The organism is Micromonospora polyrhachis (assembly GCF_014203835.1).
Classification (GTDB): Bacteria; Actinomycetota; Actinomycetes; order Mycobacteriales; family Micromonosporaceae; genus Micromonospora_H; species Micromonospora_H polyrhachis.
Genome location: NZ_JACHJW010000001.1, coordinates 6983083 through 7002866 on the forward strand (window position 1 = coordinate 6983083; position 19784 = coordinate 7002866).

The following is a 19784-nucleotide window of genomic DNA, read 5'->3' on the forward strand; positions in this document are numbered from 1 at the left end:
ATCGGCCCTGGGGGCCGGCGGGACGAGTGGGACGGGACCCGCGAGAGTCGCAGGTCCGGCCGGTCCGGGAAGCATCAGCACAGCCGAGACGAAACATCGACCAGTGACTCAGGTCACATCAAAAGGGCCCACGGAGAGGCCGGCGACTCCCACAAGCCCGTTGCGACCGGCGATACCCAGCAGTGTGGTCGGTTGAGTGGAAGCTTCAGGGTGAACGCACAGCTCCACCCTGGGCATCGCGGCGATGAGGGCCAGCACCTCGGGGTTCGTCGGCGCGGTGGTCACTGACACGGGTGCACGGGGTCCGGCGCCGTTCACCCCACGGTACTATTTCTTATTAAAGAGCACTGCGAACAACTGCGGCGACGCACCTGGGAGTAGGAGTGAAAGAGCACCGAAACCGAAGGACGTACGACCAGCAGTGCGGGCTGGCCTTCGCGCTGGACATCGTGGGTGAGCGGTGGACTCTCCTGATCATCCGCGAGCTGCTGGTGCGGCCACGTCGCTATCGAGACCTGTTGGACGCGTTGCCTGGGATCGGGACGAACCTGCTCGCCGATCGACTCACCTTCCTGACCGAAGCCGGCATCATCTGCTCCCTCGACGCAGAGCGTCGTACCGCGGGTTATGCCTTGACGATGCTGGGCGAGAGGCTGCGCGAGCCGGTACTGGCCATGGCGCGGTTCGGTCTGTCCGTGCTCGCCGAGCACCGGGGACAGCTACGGGGCTCGGTGAGGCGAGCCTCGTGGGCGGCGCTTGCCATCGAGGCGATGGTCGATCCCAACCGGTCCACGGTGGACGAGACCTACGAGTTCGACGTGGCCGGCGAAGTGTTCCACATCCAGGTCGAGAACGGTCGGACACAGACCCGACCCGGGCCGGCTGCCGCCACCACACTGCGGATCGCGACCGACGAACAGACGTTCTTCGACCTCGGCAGTGGCGCTCTCGATCCGGTCGAGGCACTGGTCAGCGGCGCGGTCACGGTGACCGGCCATCCGGCCGCCGTGCCTCGTTGTCTGTATCTGCTCGGTCTCGGCACCGGCCCGGCGGATCGTCCGGTGCCCACTGCGGTCGGTGTTGGACGAGTTCACTGATCAACACCCACTCCCAACTGCCTCCCTGGTCACAGTAATCACTACTTGCCGCGTTCCTCTGCGACGCAACTTGTCCACCTTCCATGCTTTCCTTGTCCGCCTGCCGGGGTTCGGTCAAGAGCCGGGCTACGACATCGGACCGTGCGCGAGCGACAGGCGCCACGACTTCCTATCTGGGGACGGGGGCGGAGATGGCCAGATACGAATACCGATGCCCACAGGACGGCTGCTTCGAGGTCACCCTGCCGATCGGCTCGGCAGGTCCACAGCTCCGGTGCGTGGTCTGTGGGAACGCCGCGACCCGGATCTTCTCCACACCGATGCTCGCCCGCACCCCCCAGTCCCTGGTCGGGGCGATCGACCACGCGCGGCGGAGCGCGGAGACACCCGAGGTGGTGACCCGGATTCCGTCCCGATCTCGGCCGGCGCGATGGCGGCCGGCACGTCCCGGCCACGCCCGACTACCTCGGCCCTGACCAGCGCCGATGGCCAGGCCCTGGCGCGATCCAACTGGAGGAATCGCCGATGCCCAAGCTTGTCTTCCCCTTGGATTCATCGAAGAAGTTCACCGACCAGGAAAAGGTCGGCCACAACAGATGGCATCCAGACATCCCGCCGGTGGCCAGTGTCAAGCCGGGTGACTCCTTCCGGGTGGACTGTCGGGAATGGTTCGACGGATTCATGCGCAACGACGACTCGGCCGAGGACATCCGGGACGCTCCGTTGTCGGTCGTACACGCGCTGAGCGGACCGTTCCGCATCGAGGGGGCTGAGCCGGGCGACCTGCTCATCGTCGACATCCTCGACATCGGCCCGATCCCCCAGGAGGACTCCGGCCCGTTGGCCGGCCAGGGATGGGGGTACACCGGCATCTTCGCCAAGAAGAACGGCGGCGGCTTCCTCACCGACCAGTTCCCGGACGCCTACAAGGCGATCTGGGACTTCAGCGGCCAGACGGCGACCTCGCGTCACATTCCAGGGGTGAAGTTCACCGGGATGATGCACCCGGGTCTGGCCGGCACCGCACCTTCGGCCGAGCTCCTGGCCCGGTGGCACGACCGGGAGGGCCGGCTGATCGCCACCGATCCGGACCGGGTGCCGCCGTTGGCGTTGCCGCCCGAACCGAAGGACGCCATCCTGGGTTCCCTCACCGGGGCCGACTTCGACCGGGTGGCGGCCGAGGGGGCACGGACCGCGCCGCCCCGGGAGAACGGCGGCAACCAGGACATCAAGAACTTCACCAAGGGGACCCGGGTCTTCTATCCCGTCTATGTTCCCGGCGCGAACTTCTCCATCGGCGACCTACACTTCTCCCAGGGCGATGGGGAGATCACCTTCTGCGGCGCGATCGAGATGAGCGGCTTCGTCGACCTGCACGTGGACCTGATAAAGGGCGGCATGCAGACCTACGGCGTAGGCGAGAACACGATCTTCATGCCGGGTAACACGGCGCCGCAGTACTGTGAGTGGCTGGCGTTCTCCGGGCTCTCCGTCACACTCGACGGCGAGCAGCGCTATCTGGACTCGCAACTGGCCTACCAGCGGGCCATCCTGCACGCCATCGACTACCTGACCAAGTTCGGCTACAGCCCGGAGCAGGCCTATCTGCTGCTCGGTTCCGCCCCGATCGAGGGGCGGTTCTCCGGGGTGGTGGACATCCCCAACTCCTGCGCGACGGTCTACCTGCCGACCGCGATCTTCGATTTCGACGTACGGCCGTCGGCCGGCGGCCCGGTCCGGATCGATCCGGGCATCGGTGCCCCTCGGGCCGCCTAGCCGGGGCGGGCTGCTCGGGGGGCGTCCCCTGGTAGCCCGCACCCGATACCACCAGGGGACGCGACGCGACGGCGCCTGCCGAACACCGCCGCGTGCCGGTTCGCTGCCCGCGAGTTCTGACTAGTAGGAGCAGCCGCTGGTCGGCAGGCTCGTCGCCGCCGGCGGAGTGACGTTGTCGTAGAGCGCCAGCAGGAAGTTCTGCGGGCAGCGACGTACGGTGCCGGTCCGGATGCCGAAGTGCAGGTGCGGGCCGGTGGAGTTTCCGGTGTTGCCGGTCGAGCCGATCCGCTGGCCTGCGGTGACGGTGGCACCGCTGGCGACCGACCAGGCGGAGAAGTGGCAGTACGTGTAGATCGCGCCGTCCGTACCGGTGAGGTTGATCCCCTGACCGCAGGAGCTGTCGTTGATCCGGGTGACGGTGCCGGCTCGGACGGCGTACGCGGCGGTCCCGGTCGGCACCGGCAGGTCGATCGCCGGGTAGTCGTGGTGCGGGTCGTCGTACTCGCTGCGCGGCAGAGCCGTGCGCGGCAGGGGCATGGAGAACTCGGTCCCACCCGAGGACGAGGTGATCCGGACGGCGTCGGCGACGACGTATCCGGTGCCGGTGGTCCAGCGGCTGACCCCGACGACGTTGTAGTCTCCGGCGGCGAGCGGGAACACCCCGAGGCTCACCCAGCGACCACCGTTGGCCCGCTGGTTGACCCGTACGGTCTGGCTGCCACTGCTGGCGACGACGACGAACGGCGTCGAGTCGTTGTAGCCGGCGTCGGCCGGGTACCAGACCTCGACCTGGTAGTTGCCAGCGGCGGGAATGTCAGCCTTGTACCAGGCCGCATCGCTGGCCGAGGTGTCCGGGCTGGCGAACATGTAGTTGGCTCCGTAACGCTGGCTGGACCAGGCGGAGCTACCCCAGTTGCCGCTGGCAGTGAAGCGGCCGGCGGTGTCGTTGTCGACGATGGTCGTCGCCGCGCTGGCGGCCGTCGCTGGCGTCAGGATCGCGGCTGCCATCGCCACCGCTGTGGCCAGCACACACCCGCGCAGGTATCTCTTCCTCATGAGGCCTTCTTCCCACTCCACATGACCGGGCTGAAACTATCCAACCAAGGTCATCGAAGTTTGGAAAGACTTCTACATTGACGTAGACGAGATTATCTCGATCGGACCAGCAACCCACGCTCCCGGATCACCGGCCCGGATCATCCACGCGGCCGACCTCGTCGCCATCGAAACACACCGATGACAAGCAAGGCCAGGTAACCGGTGGCCCGAGCGAGGCGACCCGCGACACGAGTGGCCACGCCCGGACCGGTCGCCTCGGGCGGCGGCGACACCACGACGACCTGGTGTCCCGGGTAGGCCGTGCCAGCAGCGGTCACCGCCTCCTGCTGGGACAGGAAGCCCCGGTTGCCGGTCAGCCACCGTCGCGACGACGGCTCGCGGTAGCCCCATCGCCACACCCGGTCGGGGTCGGCCCACACCTCGATCCGTCCCTCGACCGGCCGTGGCGGTTGTGCTCGGCGTAGCGCGGACGCGGCGAGGTAGGCCACCACCCCGGCCACCGGCGGGGCGACGAGCACCAGGATCCGCAGCACCGACACCACGTCCAGCAGCGACACCCGCAACAGCCGGGCCGCGACGTCGTCCGCCGCCGCGAAGACCAGCAGGGCATAGAAGACGAGTACGGCGACGCCGACCGCAAGTCGGACCGGGTGGTCCCGGGGCCGGTCCAGCAACTGGTGTACGGCGCGGTTCCGACCCCGCCGGCGGTCGAGGAACGGCCAGGCGTACAGGCCCGCGAAGGTGAGGCCGCCGAGCACGACGCCGGGCAGGAAGGGTGCCGGCACCAGGTAGCCGGCGATCCGGAACTCCACCGGTGGGAAGAGCCGCAGGGCACCGTCGCCCCAGGCGACGTACCAGTCGGGTTGGGCCGGTGCCGTCACCTGCGCCGGATCGAACGGACCGTAGATCCAGACCGGATTGATCTGCACCAGTCCACCGAGAGCGAAGAGCACCGCCAACACCCACGCCAGCAGGGCCAGGGTACGCAGCGTATAGCTCGGCCAGAACCGGGAACCGACGACGTTGTACTCGGTACGACCCGATCCGGCGAACTGACTGTGCTTCTGCCGGACCAGGATCGCCAGGTGTACGGAGATCAACGCGACCAGGACGGCCGGCACCACGAGCACATGGGTGATGAACATCCTCGGAATCATCTGCCCGGTCGGAAACTCGCCCCCGAAGGCGAGGAACGCCACCCAGGTGCCGACCACAGGGATCGACTCGACCACCGAGTAGATGATCCGCAGGCCGGTGCCGGAGAGCAGATCATCCGGTATCGAATAGCCGGTGAAACCGTTGAGCAGCGCCAACGCCAGCATCGTCACGCCGATCAGCCAGTTGATCTCCCTTGGCCGGCGGAACGCACCGGTGAAGAAGACCCGCAGCAGGTGCAGCACGATCGCGCCGACGAAGACCAGCGCCGCCCAGTGGTGGGTCTGCCGGATCAGCAGACCACTACGTACGTCGAAGCTCAACTCCACGGTGGAGGCGTACGCGGACGAGACCCGCGACCCCGACAACGGCTCGTACGCGCCGGAGTAGACCCGCTCCGCGGTGCTCGGCTCGAAGAAGAAGGTGAGATAGACGCCGGTCAGCACGAGTGCGACAAACGAGTAGAGCGCGACCTCGCCCAGCATGAACGACCAGTGGTCGGGGAACACCTTGACCAGTGCGCGCCGGGCCACCGGGGCGACCCGCAGCCGGTCGTCCAATGCCCGTACCAACCGGCCGACGATCATTGCCGGCTCCAGAATCCGGCACCGGGCGGTGCGGTGAAGTCACCGGTCGCCCGCAGGAATCCGTCCGGCCCGACCTCGACCGGCAGGCCGGGCAGGGCCCGGGCCGCCGGGCCGGCGACCGGCCGAGCACCGGCGAGCAGGTCGAAGGCGGACTGGTGGCACGGACAGAGCATCCGCCCGGTGCCCTTGAGGTAGAGGGCCACCGGGCAACCGGCGTGGGTGCAGAGCAGTGAGTGGACCACCAGCCCGGCCAGGTCCCCGGCCGGCGGTCGCACGGCGTAGCGGGCCGGGTCGAGGCGTACGGCGAACGCCGGGCCGTCGCCGGATCGGGGATGTCCCTCGGGAAAGACCGGCAGGACAGAGTCGTCGGTCACGTCGTCGGGACGGACCGGCCTTCCCTCGGCGGTCACCAGTCGCACTCCGGCCGCCCACGGGCTGTCCCGCAGGGCCCGGTCCGGTCGCCGACTTCCCACCGGCAGCAACGAGCGCAGTGGGAAGAGCGCCGCCACGCCGAGCGCCCCCAACGCCAGCGCCAGTGCGCCGAGCAGGCCGCGTCGTCGGATCGGGCTGCCAGATCCGGTCAGGTCTGCCGCCGCGAGCCGCCGTTGCGCCGGTGGCGAGGCGAACGGCTCGTGCTCCTCGACGTACCCGCCGGTGGGCAGTAGTTTCCGGGCCCAGATCGCCAACCCGACCGCGAGGCCGGCGAAGGCAACCGCGAGGGTTGCGCCGGCCAGTTGTGTCTGGCCACCGGTGACGTACCCGACCGCGAAACCGACCGCACCAAGTGCGCTGATGGCGAAGGCACCAGCGATCAGCCGCGACGTGGCCCGGTCGCGCCGATCGGCTTGCTGCTCGGGCCGGGTCATCGGTCCGCCCGAGTGCCGAGCCAGCGAACGGCCAGCACGATCAGCAGCAGTCCGACCACCCAGGCGACCAGCCCCTCAGTGGTCGGTCCAAGCCGGCCGAGCGCCGCACCGCCGCGATCCAACTGGTCCGACTGCAACACCCCCACGTACGCGGCCAGGGCGTCGACCTGCTGGTCGGTGAGTACCGTGCCGGGGAAGGCGGGCATGAGGCCCGGACCGACCCGCACCGCCTCAGCAACCTCGATCGCGGTCGACCGGTCCAGTGCCGGGGCGACCTGGTCGTTGGTGAGCGCGGTGCCGGCCCCGGTCGCCGAGTGGCAGGCCGCGCAGTTGGCCAGGAAGAGTTCCCGGCCGGTGCGGACGTCACCAGGCCCGACGCGCGGGATCGGCGGGCCGCCGCCACCGAAGCTGTCCACGTGCCGGACCAGCGCCTCGATGTCCGGTGCGGTGAAGACCGGGTCACGGTGTGGGGGTTGCGCTCGCACCCGGGTCAGCGGCATCCGGCCGGTACGCAGTTGGAAGTCGACCGACGCCGGTCCGACGCCGATCAGGGTCGGGCCGCGCTGGCTACCCTCACCACCGGGTCCGTGACAGCTCGCACAGCTCTCCAGGTAGAGCTGGGTCCCCCGGTCCCGGGTTGGCCCGGCCGACGATTCGGACGGACCGCTGGTGCCCGTCTGAGTTGGCGTCGGCACACCGCCACCCGTCGGAGTTGGCGCGGCGGTGACCGGCGGCGGGCTGGGCTCCGGGGCGGGGGCGAGCAGCGCCGGCCCGATGACCAGGGCCAGTACGGCGGTGGCCGCTCGTGCCCGGTACCGCTGGCGGCGGCCGGACGGCCGGCCGGTTTCTCCGGCTACGGTCACTGGTTCCACTCCCCTCGTTGGTGTCCCGGGTCGCCCCGATCGGTTTTCCCTGTCGGTCAGTCACGCATCCGTCGGTCAGTCACGCATTTGTCGGTCGGTTGAACGTCTGGTGTGGTCAGTCGAGTGTCAGCAGGTAGGCGGCGATGTCCTGGGCGTCGATCGGTCCGACGCCCAGATCCGGCATGGCGGTGCCCGGCTCCACCGACTGCGGATCCTCGATCCAGTGCCGCAGGTTCTCGGCGTTGTTCGGCAGCTCCCCCGCCACGTAGGAACGGGCACCGAACCGGGTCAGTGGAGGCCCGACCAGTCCGTCGGCCCGGTCGACCCCCGGTACGGTGTGGCAGCTGCCGCAGCCGTACTGCTCGATCAGCTGTGCGCCCCGGGCCGGGTAACCGCTACCCGCCTCGGGTGGTGGGGGCGGCGACACCCGGGTGCAGGCAGTGGCGACACACACCAACGCCAGAGCGGCCGGCCACAGGGAACGGTTCCGCCTCATCTCGTCACCTTCCGCGTCACCCGGTCACGCTCGTCGGGTGGCGTCGGATCGCTGCTCTCCGGTGGCATCAGGTCCCGCCCGGCGGGTGTCCTCCGATCGAGGCGACCGAACCAGCGCAGCACCAGTATCACCGCCGCTACCAGCACGGCCACGTCCATCGGAATCCACATCACCAGGCCGCCCCACTGCTGGTCGGCGAGGGCGTCCGGGGTGGTCGTCGCCAGTCTGTCGGCTGTCGTCTGTGTTCCGGTCGGATACAACGGCTCGGGTGCGAAGGTGAGCGCGGCGGCCAGCGCCGAGGCGGGCAGCATGGTCAGGAAGAGCAGCAGGATCCCGACCGGGCCGGGCAGGCGGTGCCGTTGCGCTCCCCACACCGTCGACCACAACAGCCAGGCGGCGGCCACGAACGTCGTGTGCTGCACCGCGTGCAGGGCATCGTCGCGCAGCACCGCCCGGTACGGTGCCGGCAGGTGCCAGAGCCACAGGACGAGGCTCTGGGTCGTACCGGCCACCGTGGCGAGGACCAGCGGCCGGCGTAGCCACCGCCCTATCGCGCCCACTCGCCAACGGGCCCAGCGGCGACGCAGCCACCGTGGGCCGGCCAGTGCGAACGGTAGTCCGGCCGCGCCCGCCGCCAGCAACGGGCCGACCATCAGCAGCAAGACCATGTGTTGGGCCATGTGACCGGCAAACGAGCGTTCCGCCATGGTGTGCAGCGGCCCGGTCTGGGTGGCGCCCAGCGCGACAATTCCCGTCACGAAGGAAACCACCCGCCAGGCTGGTACGACCGCCCCGATGCCCCGGCGCAGCCACAGCTCGTGCACCCCTCGGCCGTAGGTGGCCAACAGACCAGCGGTCGACACGACGAGCACCACCCCGGAGAGCCCGGTGCCGTCCGTACCGCCGTGGGCCAGCGGCACGAACTCTCCGGTGAGGAGGGTCAGCGCTGGCATGGCGGGAACACCAGGGTCGCGACACCACCGAGGACGATGATAGTCAGGAACAGCAGGTTCGAGGCCAGGCCGACCAGGGCCAGCATCCGGGCCCGGCCCAACGCGTGGCCGACGGTCCCGGCGCGCGGCGACCCGGCATCCTGCGAAGTACGCCACCTCCCGGCCCGGCCGGGCTCGGTACGCCGCCAGGCCAGGCAGGTGACCGCCAACGCGGCGACCGCGGCTGCGGCCGGAATCAGCACGGTCATCCCGATCACGTATCGCAGGGGCATGCCCGCGACCTCGGAACTTCCCGCCGCGCAGGCGAGTTCGTCGATGCTCCAGGCGGCCAGCGCGTGCACCGTCCAGGCGAGCGCACCGCCGAGCACGCCGAACCACAACAGCAGTCCGCCGATGAGACCCGTCCGCCGGTCGGGCAGTCGATCGGTGGTCACAGCCGTGGGGACAGGTAGACGGTGAACAGGATGGCTGCCCAGACCAGGTCGACGAAGTGCCAGTAGAGCGCGGCGATCCGGACCCGCTCGTGCCGACGTACGCCGAACTTGCCGCGGAGGGCGGCGGCCAGCAACCAGGTCAGCATCAGTAGCCCGATGGTGACGTGCGCGCCGTGGAAGCCGGTGATGACGTAGTACAGCGAGCCGTACACGTCGGTGGTGAAGGTGAACTCCTCGAGGCTGGACGCGTACTCCATCGCCTGCAGGCTCAGGAACGACGCACCGAGTGCGATGGTGGCGGCCAACCCGGCCCGTAGTCGCCACTGCTGGCCCCGGCGGATCCCCCGTTCGGCCCAGAGCAGTGGCAGGCTGCTGGGTAGCAGCAGCGCGGTCATGATGAGCGGTAGAAACAGTTCTGGGGGACGGATCCCGGCCGGCGGCCACTGCGGTCCGGCCTGGAACCGCAGGTAGAAGTAGCTGCCCAACAGGGCGGCGAAGAGCGTTGACTCGGTGGCGATGAACAGCGCCATCCCCCACCAGCCGGTGGACCGGCCGGCGGGCAGTTCCGTGGCGAGCGCCGCTGGCTCGGTCACCGCCGCCACGCCGCCCCTCACGTCGGCTCCGCTGGCGGCCACAGCCAGCCGACCATGGTCAGGGCGAGCAGGAGGCCGCCGCCGGCCGCCACCCAGTACCAGTCGAAGAGGAGGCCGCCGAAGACGACCAGGAGTCCGGTCGCGGCGACGAGTGGGCGCAACGACGACTCCGGCATCTCGATCGGCTGCTCGTAGCGGGCATCCAGTTCGCTGGTGCGGATGGTCTGGCGGCCCTCGGCCAGGGTCCGGGCCTCGGGTGCCCCGGCAGCCACGGATTCGGCGGTCCGGGGATCCCAGACCGGATGCAGGCTGTGCACCTCGGGCAGCACCGGGAAGTTGTAGGGGGCGGGCGGGGAGGTGGTGGCCCACTCCAGGGTGTCGCCGCCCCACGGGTCGTCGGCGGCCGGTTTGCCACGGCGCAGCGCGTGGACCACCCCGACGACCACCAGGAGCAGGCCGACCGCCAGGATGTACGACCCGAGGGTGGCCAGCAGGTTCCACGGGTCCCAGCCGAGTCCCTCCGGATAGGTGTAGACCCGGCGGGGCATGCCGAAGAGCCCGGAGAGGTGCATCGGAAAAAAGGTGACGTTCATGCCGATGAAGATCAGCCAGAACGCCCATCGGGCCAGCCGTTCACTGAACATCCGGCCGGTGATCTTCGGCAGCCAGAAGTAGACCGCCGCCAGGATCGGGAAGACCGCGCCACCGAAGAGTACGTAGTGGAAGTGCGCGACGACGAAGTACGAGTCGGTGACCTGCTGGTCGAACGCGGTCAGCGCGAACATCGCCCCGGTGAACCCGCCGATCACGAAGGTGACGATGAACCCGATGACGAAGAGCAGTGGCGCCCGCATCACCAGCCGGCCCAGCAGCATGGTCGTCAGCCAGGCGAAGAGCTGTAGGCCGGAGGGGATGGTGATGATGGAGCTGGCCGCGCTGAAGAAGCTCAGGGAGAGCTGGGGCAACCCGGTGGCGAACATGTGGTGCGCCCACACCCCGAACGAGATGATCGAAATCGACACGACACCCAGCACGACCAGTGGGTAGGCGACCAGGCCGCGTCGACAGAAGGCCGGGAGGACCGCCGAGACGATTCCCAGTGCTGGCATCACGATGATGTAGACGTCCGGATGGCCGAAGATCCAGAACAGGTGTTGCCAGAGCAGCACGTTGCCGCCGGCCTCGGGATCGAAGAAGTGCGTGCCGAACCGGCGGTCCAGGAAGAGCAGTCCGTTGTCGAGGTTCAGCGCCGGCAGGGCGAAGAGCACCATGAACGAGGTGGCGACGATCGCCCACACGAAGATCGGCACCCGGTTCAGGGACATACCGGGGGCGCGTAGTTTCAGGGCGGTGACGATGAAGTTGATCGCGCCGGCGGTGGTCGAGATGCCGAGGAAGAGCAGGCCCAACGTGTAGACGTCCAGGTGCAGACCGGGGCTGTTCACCTCGTCGGTCAACGGTACGTAGGCGAACCAACCGCCGTTGGGCGCGGCTCCGGCGGGCAGGCTGGCCCACATGAACACCCCGGCGAAGAGGAACACCCAGTAGCCGAAGGCGTTGAGCCGGGGGAACGCCATGTCCCGGGCACCGATCATCAACGGCACGAGGAAGTTGCCGAACCCGAACAGCATCGGGGTGGCGAAGAGGAAGATCATCGCCGTGCCGTGCATGCTGAAGAGCTGGTTGTACTCCTGCGGCGACAGCAGCCCGGCCTCTGGTCCGGCCAGTTGGGTACGTAGCAGGATCGCGCTGACCCCGGCCAGTCCGAAGAACACCGACGCGGTCACCAGATAACGCCGGCCGATGCGCTTGTGGTCCACCGTGGTGAACCAGGCCCGTACCGTCCGGGGCTCCTCCCAACGGGCGGCCAGCTGCTCGGCCGGCGCGGGGCCAGCTCCCGCGGGTAGCTCGGCGACCGTGGACACGTTCCCCCCTCTCCGGGTACGGCCTACCGCAACGATTCGAGGTAGGTGATCAGGTTCGGCAGTTGCGCGGCGGGCACCGGCTGGGGTGGCATCGCGTTGCCGGGCTTGCTGACCTGGGCGTTGGCGATCCAGCCGCCCAGGTGCCCGGGATCATTGGGCAGCGTGCCGGCACCCAGGCTCCACCGGGCTCCGACATCGGACAGGTCCGGTCCGACCGTCCCGTTCGCCGTGGTGCCCCGTACCGTGTGGCAGGCGGCGCAGGTGCCCTGGGTGAAGGCGACCTGTCCCAACCGCTGCGCCTCGGTACGGGGCTCGGGCGCCGGTGCGTCCAACTTCGCCAGCCAGGCGTCGAACTCGGCCCGGGGCTGGGCCACCACCCGCAGGCCCATGTGCGCGTGTTGCAGACCGCAGTACTCCGCGCACTGGCCCCGGTAGCTGCCCGACCGCTCCGCGTGCAGCCAGGTCTCGGTGGTCTCCCCCGCGATCAGGTCGGTCTTCGGCATCAACTCCGGAACCCAGAAGCTGTGCAGGACGTCGGCGGTACGCAGACGCACCCGTACCCGCTCACCGACCGGAATGTGGATCTCGTTGGCGGTGGCCCCGAAACGTCCGGCGTAGCGCACCTCCCACCACCACTTGTGGCCGGTCACGTCGACCGTCGTCGCCGAATCATCCGGACCGTCGCCCAGGGCCGCCAGCTCGCGCAGGCCCAGGCCGTAGACGGTGACCAGGATGATCAGGGGAATACCGGCCCCGGCGACCGCGACGAACCGTACCGGGTCGCCCCGGCGCACCTTGGTCCTCTCGCCGCGCCGAAACAGTAACGCCCAGCCAAGCAGCAGTAGGACCTCGGCAAAGACCGCGACGGAGATCCAGAACAGCAGCCACCACAGCCCCTCGACGCGGCGAGCCCCGTACCCGGCCGGGTCCAGGGCGGATGGCGCGTCGCCGGCACATCCGGTGAGGACCAGGGTGGCGATCAGCACGACGATCGCCGGGGCATGACCCGGTGATCGTCCCGTTCGCCCGCTCGTCGGCTCCATGGTCGCCCGACGCTCTGCCTTCTCCATCGGAAGCAGCTTATTGCGCAATAAGTCTTCTACTGCACAGATGACTGGATTCTCCATGAAACGACGCGAACAGCGCTAACTTGGGACAGTGGAGGGGTAAAGCGTAATAACGGCTAGGAACGGGGAAAACCATGCCAGGAGTGTTCCGAATCCCGCTCACCTCCGGCCCTCGGGCTGCGGCGGATCGGCGCACTCTCGGTTGGGCGACGGCGGGGCTCACCGGGGCCGCCCTCGTCACCAGCCTGCTGATCGCGCCACCGGACCACATCCAGGGGGACGCCCAACGCCTGATGTACCTGCACGTACCGGCGGCCTGGACCGCGTATCTCGCGTTCGCGGCCGTCCTGGTCACCAGCCTCGCGTACCTGATCCGCCGCGACCTACGGTGGGACCGGTGCGCGCGGGCCGCAGCCGAGATCGGGGTGGGCCTGACCGCCCTCACCATCGCTCTGGGTGCCGTCTGGGGACAACTGGTCTGGGGCACCTGGTGGGCCTGGGATCCCCGCCTGGTGAGCACCGTCCTCCTACTGCTCGTCTACGCCGCCTGCCTCACCATCCGACACCACCCCGGGGGTGGTGGTGAGCCCGCCGCACACCGGGCCGCGCATCGCGCCGCCCGGCTGGGCATAGCCGGCTTCGCCCTGGTGCCGCTGGTGCACTGGTCTGTCGTCTGGTGGCGCTCCCTGCACCAATCGGCCACCGTGCTCACACCCGGCAAGCCGCCGATCGACCTGCTGATGGGAATCGCGTTGTTGCTGAGCATGCTCGCCTGCACCGTCGGTGCAGGTGGGGTCTTCCTACGCCGCGTCGCCACCCTGGAGGACCGGGTCCGGGACAGGACCGACCGGCTCGCGACCCGCACACCGGCATCGGCCGGCCGGAAACACCGATGAGATCGGACCGCCGCGGCCGATACGCCACCCTCGCCATCCTGACCGCCGCCGTCGGTCTGCTGGTGACGAGCGGCCTCAACGGCACCCTGCGCTACTACCGCACCCCCGGAGAGGTCACCGCCGACCCCGCCACCAGTCGCGAGCGGGTACGACTCAGCGGTGTGGTCGCGCCCGGGTCGGTCCACCACGAGGCTGGCCGCACCGTGTTCCGGCTCACCGAGGACGGCCAGGAGGTGACCGTCATGCAGCACGGAGTGCCCCCGGCCACATTCCGGGAAGGAGAAGGCGCCGTCGTCGAGGGGGTACTCGGTCCCGACGGGATCTTCCACTCCGATCAGGTGATCGTGCGCCACGGTAACGAGTACCAGGCGCCGTCCGCACCGCCGGCGGCGGGATGATCGGCACCATCGGCACGGCGACCCTCGCCGGTGGTCTCGTCGTGGCAAGCGCCGCCACCCTGCTCTGGCTCCGGGTCGCGCTGACCGGATCGGCCGTGCGCCGGCCCGCCCGGATCGCCACCGGTACGGCACTGCTGGCCGCCGTACTCACCTGTGGGGCCCTGGAGTGGGCACTGTTGAGCCACGACTTCACCGTACGGTTCGTGGCCGAGAACGGCGGCCGACACGTCTCGACGTACTTCACGATCACCAGCCTGTGGGCTGCCCTGGACGGCTCGCTGCTGCTCTGGCTGCTGATCCTCGGCGGATACGCCACGCTGTTGTCCCGACCCGGACCGCGCGCCCGCGCCGCACTCCAGTCCTGGGCGATGACGGTGGTCAGTGCCGTCAGCGTGTTCTTCTTCGCGCTGACCTACTTCGCCGCCAACCCGTTCCGCACCGTCACCGCCCCGCCCGACGGTGGTCCCGGCCCCAATCCGCTGCTCCAGGAACATCCGGCGATGGGACTGCACCCACCCCTGCTGTACGCCGGCTACATCGGACTGGTGATCCCGTTCGGGTACGCGGTCGCCGCACTCCTGGTCGGCCGTCCCGGCACGACATGGCTGCGGGCGGCACGCGGCTGGGCCCTACTGTCGTGGTCCCTGCTGACCGCCGGCATCGCGCTCGGCGCCTGGTGGTCGTACGCCGTCCTGGGCTGGGGCGGCTACTGGGCGTGGGACCCGGTGGAGAACGCCTCCCTGCTCCCCTGGTTGACCACCACCGCCTTCCTGCACGCCACGCTGATGTCCCGACGTCGACCGCCGCTGGCCGGTTGGGACGTCACCCTGGCCTGCGCCAGCTTCCTCCTGGTCCTGGTCGGCACCTTCCTGACCCGGTCCGGGTCGGTGGAGAGCGTGCACGCCTTCACCGAGTCCGCGCTCGGACCGATGCTGCTGGTGTTCGTGCTGGTGACGGCGGTTGTCGTGGTCACGCTGATCGGATGGCGGGCGCGATCCGTTCCCGCTGCCACACCCCCGTCCCCGGCGACCGGCCCGGCACTGTCCCGCCAGACCACGTTGCTCGGCAACGGTGTCCTCCTCACCACCCTCGCCGCCGTGGTGCTGATCGGCACCGTCCTTCCGCTCGTCGCACAGGCGCTGACCGGCGTCCGGACCGCCGTCGGGCCGCCCTACTTCAACCGGACGGCGGTCCCGCTGGCCGTCGCGGCCGTCGTCCTGATGGGGATCGCACCCCTGTTGCACTGGCGTACGGGTCCGAGCCGGGAGATTCTGCGTCGGCTGGCCGTACCGGGCTACGTCGGCCTGGCAGTGGTCGCGGCCGTCGGCCTGGCCAGCCGGCCCGGCATGCTCACCCTCGCCGCCTTCGGCGGTGCCGCGTTCGTCCTGACCGGAACCGGCACGCTGCTGGTCACCCGGGTACGTCGAGACACCACCACGACCTGGAACGCCGTCGCCCCGACGCGGAAACCCACCATCGGCAGTCGGATCCGGGGACTACTCACCCGACGGCGGGCCATCGGCGGGCTGCTGGCGCACATCGGTGTCGCCCTGGTGACGGTAGGGGTCGCCGCCTCATCCGCCTATTCCCGTACGACGGAGCGGGAGATCGCCGTCGGCCAGACGATGGCGATCGGCGGGACGGCCGTGCGGCTGGCCACGGTCGAGCGCGAGGGCGGTGCCGCGGAGATGCGGGTGACCGCCCAGCTCGTGCTGACCACGGACGGGAAGGCCGCCGGTAGTCTCCGGCCCGAGTTGCGCTACTTTCCCGCTCGGGACATGACGGTCAGTGTCCCCGGCATCCGATCCGGGCTGCTGCGGGACCGCTACGCGACGCTACTGGCCGTGTCGCCGGATGGCGGTCGGGCCACGATACGGCTGGCCGTCAACCCGCTGGTCAGCCTGCTCTGGGCCGGCAGCGGCCTGACCGTGCTCGGTGGTCTGCTGGCCATCGGCCGTCGGCCCCGCCCCGCATCGGCGCAACCGGCCACGACCGACCAGTCGGAGTCCCCCGTCGCCGTCGGAGAGGTCGGCCGGCGATGACACAGCCTGCCCACCACCCTCGGTCGCCGCGGCGAGGCTGGCTGACCATGCTCGGCGCACTGCTCTGCGTCGGCACGCTCGGTGTCACCCTGGCCGTCGGCCTGTACCGCTCCCCGGCGGACCAGGCCGGTGCCGACCGGGTTCCGGTCACCCGTACGCCCGGCACCGCCGCGCCGGCACTTGCCGGTCGGACGCTCGACGGCGATGTCTTCGACCTCGCGAAGCTACGCGGCCGGGTGGTGTTGGTGAACGTTTTCGCGTCGTGGTGCGCCCCGTGCCGGGCCGAGTTGCCGCTCCTGGTCGAGGCGCAACGGCGCTGGTCGGAGCAGGGTCTCCAACTGGTCGGCCTGGCCGTACGGGACAGCGACGACGCCACCCGGAGCCTGCTGCGGGAGGCGGGTGCCGAGGACCTGCTCGTACTGGCCGACCCGACCGGTGGCATGGCGGTCGACTGGGGAACACGGGGAGTACCGGAGACCTTCGTCGTCGACCAGGCGGGGCGGGTGGCGCACTGGGCACAGGGGCAGGTCACCCGAGGGTGGCTGGAACAGCGGGTGGCGCCGCTGTTGGCGACGTGACGCTCCGCCGGGTCTGCGCCGTCGCCCTGCTGGTCGTGCTGCTCGCCGGTGCGGGCCTCGCGACCTGGCGCTCGACCGGCGGCGCCACCGCATCCGACCCGGTGCGGGACCTGGCCGCCGGGTTACGCTGCCCGGCCTGCCAGGGCGAGTCGGTAGCCGATTCACGATCTCCGATCGCCGCCGCGATGCGCGAGGTGGTCGCCGCCCAACTCGCCGAGGGCCGCAGCCCGGACGAGGTGCGGGCATACTTCGCCGAGCGGTACGGGCCCGAGGTGCTGGCGACGCCACCGGCCCGGGGCCTCGGTCTGTTGCTGTGGGTGGTGCCGGCGCTCGTACTGCTGACGGTCGCGGTGGCGGCGATGCGGACCCATCGACGGTCGGAGCGGCATCGCTCTCCCGCGCCCCGGTCCGACCAGCCGGCCGGTCGCCTCCGCGTACGTGCCCGGACGACCTGGAACGTCGGTGCCCTGAGCCTGGTCGGGTTCGTCGGCGTGATCGCCGTGATCGCGCCCCCCGGGTCCGAACCCGCGCCACCAGCCTCGGCGGTCACCGACCCGGTGGCGGCGCAGCTCACCCTCGCCCGCTCCCTCGAACAGCGGGGCGAGTACGCCACCGCGGCGGACGTATACCGGACCGCGCTGGCCCAGCGGCCCGTCGACGACATTCGACTGCGGCTGGCGTTCACGCTGGTCCGGGCCGGGCAGCCCACGCCGGCCGAGGAGGCGGCCCGACAGGTGCTCGCCGGCCGGCCGGACGAACCGGATGCGCTGCTGATACTCGGGCTCGCCCAGCGGGCGAGTGGTAGACCAGCGGCCGGCTCGACTCTCCGGCGTTTCCTCACCCTGGCCCCCGACCATCCGGCCGCCCCGGAGGTGCGTCGCCTGCTCGACGCCAGGTGACGACTGCCGGTCGTGGCCGGCGACGTCAGCCGGGAAGGTCGGGGGTGAGCAGGGCGAGCCCGATCTCCGGGTCGAACCGTTTGGCCAACGACGGAGCCACCTCGGTCAGGACGACCTCCAGGGTCGGCCACACCTCGCCTCGCAGCAGATGCCCGCCGATCGTCGAGCCGTCCCGCCGGCCACACACCGCGTGCACGTGCAACTCGGGCCGACCATCGTGTTCCGCAACGTCGCCGAGCAGGGAGAGCACCTCCACCTGCCCGTCGATCGCGATCGGCAGGTAGTCGTGGACATTGGGATCGAAGTAGCCGAGTTCGCCGGATCGGAACCCGCCGACCGCCGTGACCTGGGCGGCACGGATGTCGTACTCGCGAATGGCGTCCCGGAGGGTGGCCACCGCCTCCTCGTCCCGGTCGCAGACCACCACCAGGACCCGGCGCTGATCTTCCTTGATCTCCCGCACCCGCATTCGCGTTGGATACCCCGGCTTCTGCCGATGATTCCAGACGGGTTGGCTGGTCATCGGCCTGGTGGGGATAGCCAGCCGGCGGCGTACTCTTCTTTGCCACATCGGGCCTGCTCGGCGGCGGAAAGGGCGATGCCGGCGAGTAGGCGACTCAGCCGCCGAACGCTTCGACAAGGCTGGCCCGGGGTATCCAACCAGCGGACAGGAGCCGCGACGCGTCTCGTTGCCGACAAGCACCGGAAGGGGTATGTCGTGACATCGGTTACCCAACGAATCAAGGGATTCCTGAGCAGCCCGCAGGGTCGCAAACTTACGGACCGCGGGCGACGCGAGATGTCGAAACCAGGCACGCAGCAGAAGTTGCGACAGTTCGCGCAGCGGCTGACCGGCCGATCGGCCCCCCGCCGCTGACCTGGCCAGCTCGTGCTCTTGTCGTGGTCTACGTAGACCACGACAAGAGCACGAGCTGCCCGAGCGAAAGGGTTCCGTCAGGCACGTCGGGCTAGGCGACACGGTAACGCTGGGCGTCGGCCTCCCGGAACTCCAGCCCGTTGCCGGGCACGGTCAGGTCCGGTGCGAGCAGCCCGCCGTCCGGCACGAGGGCACCGTCGAAGAACAGCGACTCGATGCGTACGTGATCGTGGAACCACTCCAGGTGACGCAGGTTCACCGTGGCCGCCGCCACGTCGACGTGCAGGTGCGGGGCACAGTGACCGGAGACCTGCAGCCCGTGCGCGGCGGCCACGGCACAGACCCGCAGCCACTCCGTGATCCCGCCGCAGCGACTGACGTCGACCTGGAGACAGTCCACTGCTCCGGCGGCACACATCCGCTGGAAGTAGGGCAGGTCATAGCCGTACTCCCCGGCGGTCACATCTGGGCTGACCGCGTCCCGTACCGCCCGCAGGCCGATGAGGTCGTCGGAGGAGACCGGCTCCTCGAACCAGCGCACGTCGAGATCCGCCATGGCGTCGGCAACCCGGATCGCCTGTTTCTCCGTGTAGCCGCCGTTGGCGTCCACGTAGAGTTCGGCGTCCGCGCCGATGGCGTCCCGGGCCTGCCGCATCCGGGTCAGATCCCGTTCGACCGCCTTCCCCCAGGACTCACCGATCTTGATCTTCACCCGGGGAACGCCCAACTCGTGCACCCAGTGGCTCATCTGCTCGCGCAACCGCATCTCGTCATAGGTGGTGAAGCCGCCGCTGCCATAGATCGGAACCTGCTCGTGCACGGCCCCGAGCAGCCGGGTCAGGCGTACCCCGATCAACCGGGCCTTGAGATCCCACAACGCGGTGTCGATCGCGGAGATGGCCATCGCCGCCACCCCGGGCCGCCCGACGTTACGCACCGCCCGACACATCGCCTCGTACACACCGGTGACGTCGAGGGCACACCGCCCCTTGACCACGTCGGCGAGCAGTTCTCCGATCAGCGCGCCGCCGGCCGCCGCCCCGTACGTCCAACCGGTACCGACCGCGCCGCCGGCCATGACCCGGACCAGCACCATGGTGGTGGCGTCCCACCGGAAGGTCCCGTCCGCCTCCGGTTGGTCGGTGGGTATCCGGTAGACCGCCCAGCGCAGATCCTCGATGGGCACCTCGATGTCGGAGTTGGGCAGGTCGATGTGGAACATG

The 19784-nt window shown here is 69.8% G+C and carries 20 protein-coding genes; 8 read left to right on the forward strand and 12 right to left on the reverse strand.

The features are described 5' to 3' along the window. Positions 1-383: 383 nt before the first annotated feature. The 3 genes from FHR38_RS30845 to fmdA all read left to right on the forward strand — a co-directional run bounded on the left by FHR38_RS30845 (position 384) and on the right by fmdA (position 2873). Positions 384-1097, forward strand: a complete 714-nt coding sequence (locus FHR38_RS30845; RefSeq protein WP_184538785.1) for a winged helix-turn-helix transcriptional regulator — start codon at positions 384-386, stop codon at positions 1095-1097. A gap of 191 nt (positions 1098-1288) precedes the next feature. Further along, positions 1289-1573 carry a zinc ribbon domain-containing protein gene (locus tag FHR38_RS30850; protein WP_184538787.1) on the forward strand — a complete coding sequence of 95 codons (285 nt, stop codon included), beginning with the start codon at positions 1289-1291 and terminating at the stop codon, positions 1571-1573. Between the two features lie 49 nt (positions 1574-1622). Next, complete coding sequence (gene fmdA / locus FHR38_RS30855; RefSeq protein WP_184538789.1) at positions 1623-2873, forward strand: formamidase; 1251 nt, start codon at positions 1623-1625, stop codon at positions 2871-2873. A 120-nt stretch (positions 2874-2993) separates the two neighbouring features. Here the strand turns inward: fmdA and FHR38_RS30860 are convergent, their stop codons facing one another. The 10 genes from FHR38_RS30860 to coxB all read right to left on the reverse strand — a co-directional run bounded on the left by FHR38_RS30860 (position 2994) and on the right by coxB (position 12874). Beyond that, positions 2994-3929 carry a golvesin C-terminal-like domain-containing protein gene (locus FHR38_RS30860; protein WP_184538791.1) on the reverse strand — a complete coding sequence of 312 codons (936 nt, stop codon included), beginning with the start codon at positions 3927-3929 and terminating at the stop codon, positions 2994-2996. Between the two features lie 140 nt (positions 3930-4069). Further along, positions 4070-5674, reverse strand: a complete 1605-nt coding sequence (gene qcrB, locus FHR38_RS30865) for a cytochrome bc1 complex cytochrome b subunit (protein ID WP_184538792.1) — start codon at positions 5672-5674, stop codon at positions 4070-4072. Further along, the gene (locus FHR38_RS30870; RefSeq protein WP_184538794.1) at positions 5671-6540 is read right to left on the reverse strand and encodes a ubiquinol-cytochrome c reductase iron-sulfur subunit; all 870 of its coding nucleotides are present in this window, start codon (positions 6538-6540) and stop codon (positions 5671-5673) included. The genes qcrB and FHR38_RS30870 overlap by 4 nt, the downstream gene beginning before the upstream one ends. Next, positions 6537-7403, reverse strand: a complete 867-nt coding sequence (gene qcrC / locus FHR38_RS30875) for a cytochrome bc1 complex diheme cytochrome c subunit (RefSeq protein ID WP_184538796.1) — start codon at positions 7401-7403, stop codon at positions 6537-6539. The genes FHR38_RS30870 and qcrC overlap by 4 nt, the downstream gene beginning before the upstream one ends. A gap of 115 nt (positions 7404-7518) precedes the next feature. Further along, a complete protein-coding gene (locus FHR38_RS30880) occupies positions 7519-7899 on the reverse strand; it encodes a c-type cytochrome (RefSeq protein WP_184538798.1) in 381 nt (126 codons plus the stop codon). Beyond that, positions 7896-8852 carry a cytochrome c oxidase assembly protein gene (locus FHR38_RS30885; protein ID WP_184538800.1) on the reverse strand — a complete coding sequence of 319 codons (957 nt, stop codon included), beginning with the start codon at positions 8850-8852 and terminating at the stop codon, positions 7896-7898. The genes FHR38_RS30880 and FHR38_RS30885 overlap by 4 nt, the downstream gene beginning before the upstream one ends. Continuing rightward, positions 8840-9286, reverse strand: coding sequence for a hypothetical protein (locus tag FHR38_RS30890; RefSeq protein ID WP_184538802.1), 447 nt, complete (start codon positions 9284-9286; stop codon positions 8840-8842). The genes FHR38_RS30885 and FHR38_RS30890 overlap by 13 nt, the downstream gene beginning before the upstream one ends. Further along, the gene (locus FHR38_RS30895) at positions 9283-9900 is read right to left on the reverse strand and encodes a cytochrome c oxidase subunit 3 (RefSeq protein ID WP_184538804.1); all 618 of its coding nucleotides are present in this window, start codon (positions 9898-9900) and stop codon (positions 9283-9285) included. Before FHR38_RS30895 ends, FHR38_RS30890 begins: the two co-directional genes overlap by 4 nt. After that, entirely contained in the window at positions 9897-11804 is a 1908-nt protein-coding gene (gene ctaD / locus FHR38_RS30900) for a cytochrome c oxidase subunit I (protein WP_184538806.1), read from the reverse strand. The genes FHR38_RS30895 and ctaD overlap by 4 nt, the downstream gene beginning before the upstream one ends. A 23-nt stretch (positions 11805-11827) precedes the next feature. Then, positions 11828-12874 carry a cytochrome c oxidase subunit II gene (coxB, locus tag FHR38_RS30905; RefSeq protein ID WP_184538808.1) on the reverse strand — a complete coding sequence of 349 codons (1047 nt, stop codon included), beginning with the start codon at positions 12872-12874 and terminating at the stop codon, positions 11828-11830. A 131-nt stretch (positions 12875-13005) separates the two neighbouring features. On the opposite strand from coxB, the gene ccsA reads away from it, so the two are divergent. The 5 genes from ccsA to FHR38_RS30930 are packed head-to-tail and all read left to right on the forward strand — an operon-like array spanning position 13006 to position 17684. Further along, on the forward strand, positions 13006-13767 hold the full coding sequence (gene ccsA, locus FHR38_RS30910; protein ID WP_184538810.1) for a cytochrome c biogenesis protein CcsA: 762 nt from the start codon (positions 13006-13008) through the stop codon (positions 13765-13767). Then, positions 13764-14165: a cytochrome c maturation protein CcmE gene (locus FHR38_RS30915; protein WP_184538812.1), complete on the forward strand. Its 402-nt coding sequence runs from the start codon at positions 13764-13766 to the stop codon at positions 14163-14165. Before ccsA ends, FHR38_RS30915 begins: the two co-directional genes overlap by 4 nt. Next, the gene (locus FHR38_RS30920; protein WP_184538814.1) at positions 14162-16207 is read left to right on the forward strand and encodes a heme lyase CcmF/NrfE family subunit; all 2046 of its coding nucleotides are present in this window, start codon (positions 14162-14164) and stop codon (positions 16205-16207) included. The genes FHR38_RS30915 and FHR38_RS30920 overlap by 4 nt, the downstream gene beginning before the upstream one ends. After that, positions 16204-16785, forward strand: coding sequence for a TlpA family protein disulfide reductase (locus FHR38_RS30925; RefSeq protein WP_184538816.1), 582 nt, complete (start codon positions 16204-16206; stop codon positions 16783-16785). The genes FHR38_RS30920 and FHR38_RS30925 overlap by 4 nt, the downstream gene beginning before the upstream one ends. Continuing rightward, entirely contained in the window at positions 16746-17684 is a 939-nt protein-coding gene (locus FHR38_RS30930) for a cytochrome c-type biogenesis protein CcmH (RefSeq protein ID WP_184538818.1), read from the forward strand. The genes FHR38_RS30925 and FHR38_RS30930 overlap by 40 nt, the downstream gene beginning before the upstream one ends. A 25-nt stretch (positions 17685-17709) precedes the next feature. Here the strand turns inward: FHR38_RS30930 and FHR38_RS30935 are convergent, their stop codons facing one another. After that, entirely contained in the window at positions 17710-18153 is a 444-nt protein-coding gene (locus FHR38_RS30935; RefSeq protein ID WP_184538820.1) for a PPC domain-containing DNA-binding protein, read from the reverse strand. Between the two features lie 499 nt (positions 18154-18652). Further along, the gene (locus FHR38_RS30940) at positions 18653-19783 is read right to left on the reverse strand and encodes an enolase C-terminal domain-like protein (RefSeq protein ID WP_184538822.1); all 1131 of its coding nucleotides are present in this window, start codon (positions 19781-19783) and stop codon (positions 18653-18655) included. Between the last annotated feature and the right edge of the window lies 1 nt (position 19784).